4 protein-coding genes are annotated in these 4933 nt (G+C 39.8%); 2 read left to right on the plus strand and 2 right to left on the minus strand.

The annotated features are described in order from the left end of the window. The first annotated feature begins 853 nt into the window (after positions 1 to 853). Entirely contained in the window at positions 854 to 2584 is a 1731-nt protein-coding gene (locus BM122_RS20225; RefSeq protein ID WP_074907357.1) for a PQQ-dependent sugar dehydrogenase, read from the plus strand. A 479-nt stretch (positions 2585 to 3063) separates the two neighbouring features. Here BM122_RS20225 and BM122_RS20235 read toward each other — a convergent pair whose 3' ends face one another. Both BM122_RS20235 and BM122_RS20240 read right to left on the minus strand, forming a co-directional pair. Then, positions 3064 to 3345: a hypothetical protein gene (locus tag BM122_RS20235; RefSeq protein ID WP_074907362.1), complete on the minus strand. Its 282-nt coding sequence runs from the start codon at positions 3343 to 3345 to the stop codon at positions 3064 to 3066. A gap of 409 nt (positions 3346 to 3754) precedes the next feature. Continuing rightward, positions 3755 to 4177 (minus strand): hypothetical protein, encoded by a 423-nt coding sequence (locus tag BM122_RS20240; protein ID WP_074907364.1) that lies wholly within the window; start codon positions 4175 to 4177, stop codon positions 3755 to 3757. A gap of 444 nt (positions 4178 to 4621) precedes the next feature. Here BM122_RS20240 and BM122_RS25655 point away from each other — a divergent pair. Next, the coding region (locus BM122_RS25655; RefSeq protein ID WP_256212255.1) for a helix-turn-helix domain-containing protein at positions 4622 to 4933 on the plus strand (312 nt) is incomplete at its 3' end.

The following is a 4933-nucleotide window of genomic DNA, read 5'->3' on the forward strand; positions in this document are numbered from 1 at the left end:
TTGCAACGACTATGGCATGCGCAATATAACGCGTACTTTGATGAAAATAACCAATTATGCCAAAAACGTGATCAAGCCAAACTCGTCGACATTTTGAAAAAAGCCTCATGAGTAAAAATAGTGCTATCTCAATCTGTCTTGCTCTACTTTTCCATCATCTCTTTAATCTGTCACTGAGCCTATGTACGCAATTTCCGGAAGAATCTAATTAGAATTACAACTAAGCTTCCAACATAAAACACCCAGAATGAGTATTTATTTTGATTATTTAAGTAAAATTAGCTGGATTAAGCTGAAACTCCTTACAAAGCTGAAATAATAAGAATGAGTATCGCTACTCCTCAGAATTCGCTTGATTTGTTTGTAAAAAATCGTTGAGTGAAATTCATTTTGTAGATTTGTAACAATTTCGCCCAAGTACAAGCACGCTAAATCGCTAATCATCACAAAGTGCAGCAACCTGCGTTCTTTAAGTCTTGCAACAGCTGTGCAGCAGCGGTGTATAAGTAATGGAATAAGTCATATAAGCAAATAGCGCTATGTTCAGCCGTAAAAACTAGATCATAGGATTACTTTCGTGATATTCCTCTCTATTGATACCTCTCCTAATACTAGTAAGAGAATTGTATGCAGATGCATTATTGTCTGCCTACTGGTTATTCCTTAGCATCATTAAGCAAAAAATTGGATTGGTTTGATCCATTACTCTGTTTTCTCGTTCAAGCGCTGCTCGATCAAAATAATAGCGCCACCCCATAACTGATTAATAATCTGAAGTCTCCAACCATCCTTATGTTTCAAGAGGCGAGGATTCAATCTGTAGAAAATAATTTGTGATATAGGGGGGTTCAACATGAAAATTAATTATTCGATTCTGTCTTTACTGCTATTTATATTCCTTTCTATCAAATGGACAGAGACTAACGCTAACCCAGCGACATCGCGTGAACCTGTGATTTCAGCATCAGAACAACGCCTTGATGATCCAATTCTAGCGCCAATTCAAAGAGGATCAATCCGATTGAGATTGAAACAGATAGCGAGCGGCTTAACTGCGCCAAATTGGGCAATCCCTGCTCCAAATGATCCTGATCATTTATATGTTAGTGATCAGGACGGGAAATTATGGCGCATCAACCTTACTACCAACAATAAAGAAATTTTTCTGGATTTTTCCGATCTGTTGGTACCTCTAGGGGTATCTGGAAGCAATTCATTTGATGAGCGCGGCTTTCTCGGTTTTGCCTTTCATCCCCAATTCGTTGAAAATGGCTTGCTGTACACCTATACTTCAGAGCCCGCAGGCGAAAAAAGCGATTTTTCTACAATTCCTCCTGGCGCTAGCCCCAATCACCGCTCGGTAATCAGGGAATGGCGGCTAAATCCTAATAATTTGAATCAGGCCCAGGCTAATGTGAAGGAGATGCGAGTGTTGATGACTGTAGATCAACCCCAATTTAATCACAATGCAGGCGCACTTAATTTTGGCTCAGATGGCATGTTATATATTGCTTTCGGGGATGGTGGCGGCGCTGATGATCGTGATGGTCAGGATTTTGGTGGCAGTCAAATGATGGGGCATGGCCCTAATGGCAATGGTCAGAATACCGGCAATCCTCTTGGTAAATTACTGCGAGTTGATCCAGCTGGAAATAATTCGAGTAATGGGCACTACGGTATCCCGCACGATAATCCTTTTGTCAGATCAGACATGGTGCTCAAAGAAATTTATGCTTACGGTTTTCGTAATCCATTCCGCTTTTCGTTTGACCCCGAAACGAACTTGCTCGTGCTTGCCGATGTAGGGCAAAACGATATTGAAGAGATTAATTTGATTCAAGCTGGCGGAAATTATGGCTGGGGGTTAAAAGAAGGAAGCTTCCGTTTTGAGCCCAACGGTAATGGACCAGGGTTCGTTACCGATGCCCAGATTGCAGGCAATTTTATCGATCCTGTCATTCAGTATGACCACAACGAAGGTACCGCTGTTATTGGTGGTTTTATTTATCGTGGCAAGGCTATCCCTGCTTTAGTAGGTGTATATCTGTTTGGGGATGTAGCCAAGACTGGTAATAGCGATGGCAGGATATTTTATTCTGATGGCAGCAGTATCTTGGAAATGGATCTGACCGAGCATGCACAACCTGGCTTTTGGGTACTTGGTTTCGGGCAGGATATCGATAAAGAGCTTTATGTACTCAGTAATATGACCGGTATTCCATTCGAAACCACTGGTGTAGTCTATAAACTGGTGCCCAATGCCAGTTTTGATTCTGCCGTTCTTGAGATACCCGCAGTTGATGTCAGTTTTGATAACAATAATAGCGGTACTTTCCGTGCTCGTTTGCAGCTTGTCCACGATACCCAACCACCACGCTTTGAACTAACTCAAGCTGAGCAATTGGCTGATCGTTTTCGGGGGGACAACGCTAGCTTTAATCAGGCCACCGGTGAGCTATCAATTCCGTTTGTCAATATCCGTGACACTAGTAATAATATATCCACCTTTGCTGCCCAGCTGCAATTAGTCCCTGATCTGCCAGTACTAACTTTTGAGTTAAAACAAGTTATGCTTGTACGGTAAACGATTAGGAATAAATGTCTTTACTGATGCCTATTGATGTCGAAAGAATTGAACCCTTGCTGACATGCCCATGCGCAATGCCAATACATTCGCTGCCCATAAATACTTTATTGTTAATTATTCCATTCATCAAAGCTTCAAGAGCCACTATGTCAGCTTTGCCACCGATAAAAATACACTATCAGACCTGAAGTATGCTGAGTTTTTTGAAGTCCAAAGTTTCATAAAATATAGACATGGAACGGAATCCAAAGATGGAACAATTATTTAGGACACGCTATAGCCAGGAGTTTTGTAAGCAATCGATCAAGTATTTTAAAGAAAGTGAGGCCATTGCAGAGACTCTATCCCGGTACTACCGGATACATGAATGCTGGCGTGCTTGATGTAAGTGCCAGCTAAGATATGATTTGAGCCAATACAATTCATAATATTGATATGCCTACACATAGTGGGCTTCCACCGGAAGTTGGTATTTTCTAATTTCTTTTTCTCAATTCATGATCCATTTCTTTTTGATGCTTAAGCTCTTCACGATATATTTCTTTTTGATGCTTACGCTCCTCCCTGTTCATTTCTTCCCAGCGCTTACGCTCTTCCCGTTCTAGCTCATGGGCGTGCTTATGGAATTCACGCTCATTTTCCATCCATTCTTTTCTGGCTTCTCTTGCTCCCTTATAGAAATGATCTGCCCGAACCAATGGAATGGAAAAAGCTGTTGTGATGAGTATTACAGTTAAAGTAATACTTACCTTAGTCATAATTTCACCTTTAAAAAAATGCTCATAAATTAAATAAAAAGGGTGATCTGGTCAAGACTACCTGCCAAAGGTAATATGACAGTGACAATGTTGAGGATATGGTTGGCTACAGCCGCTGACATTTATAATGATGAAACTCTTTACCAAAACCCTTTTATCATAAGGGATTCAGATTCCTTTTGCTACTTTTCTTATCCCGAACTCACGTTAACTTTTATATGGCATTTGGGAAAGGTAAGAGATGGAGTGAATCAAGAGTCAACTTCCGACAGGCGCTCACTATCCCTACACAGCCTGCAAGCGGGCGCTCTGTGAGATGCCTTATTAGTCAGGATTCGGTTAGAATCTAACTTCATTTTCTTTCGGAAATCTTTGATTCCCGCTGAAAACTTTCAGAGGTAAAGAAATTCTATTGAAGATTTTTAGGTGGCGGTAATATGAATCGGAGCTGCTCTTGCTTGCCGTTTACAATATCATCTGTAAGTTGACAAAGATAATTTATTGTAATAATTGAATAACCTGGTTCAAGCTCTTCTATCTCGCCATGCTGATTTTCAAGCATATGGATAACTGCAAAAAGTGAACCATACTCAAGAGCAACAGTCGTGTTATGTTCATTCACAGAGGGGGCAACAATTATCTTATCTTGATAATTTAATTGCTGAGGTATTGGAGCAATAATATTGGTTTCATTCTTGTATAAGAGATCATCGTATGTCCCATAATCGACAAGCAATACGCCAGAGTAATTTTTTTCATTACAAAACTGATGAAGGATTTTGGAATAATCACGATTTAACTTAGCTTTGATGTTGCGATGTAGCTTTTTCATTATTACCTCCTTATAAAGTTGTCGCTACAGTTGCCGAACTTCTATCAGGTAACTTATGTTTTAACAACAAAACGACACTTTATTGCTGGAATAACAAGGTATTTAGCGTCGTGCACATATATAGCTTGCCTTGTTTGATATACAGGATGAAATTTTGGTGCAATCTGCTTGTTCTGATACAACAATATTGATTACACGTATTTATTTTATTGATTATTTAGAGTTGGTTTGATTGTTTAGTGATATTAGTTTCGTTGTTTTAATCTGTTTGATTTCTTTTTGTGCGATTTGTTCTTCTTGTGGTTCTAATCTTGCTATGATGCGATCCATTGAAACATCGAGCAGTATGGGAGCAATAGGAATTGCTGTGTATGATGCCCATAATTTTAAAGGTAAGGGTCTTGCTAAATTTGCTCGTTATCCACATTTCTCGTGGATAAGGCTGTGGATAACAACCTTATCTTGAGTATGGGTAATGCTTATTTCGACTGCTACAAAAATATGCTAAGGCTTTTTCCTGGTTGGTTGATAAAGGATTTGTATCAGGGTAATTCTAATTATTGCTGTATTGATATAGCACAACCAGATAATTTTGATTATAATTTAAAGATGGCCTATTCACTGGATATCCGCCGTAAAGTCCTGTCTGTCAGAGAGAAAAAAGGACTTACGATAGCCGAGGTTGCGGCCCGGTTTGATGTTGGCGTGGCGAGCGTGACGCGTTGGGTTAAGAACATCCATCGTAAACCTCAAGGG

The sequence above is a fragment of the Nitrosomonas communis genome (assembly GCF_900114745.1).
GTDB classification, from domain to species: domain Bacteria; phylum Pseudomonadota; class Gammaproteobacteria; order Burkholderiales; family Nitrosomonadaceae; genus Nitrosomonas; species Nitrosomonas communis_A.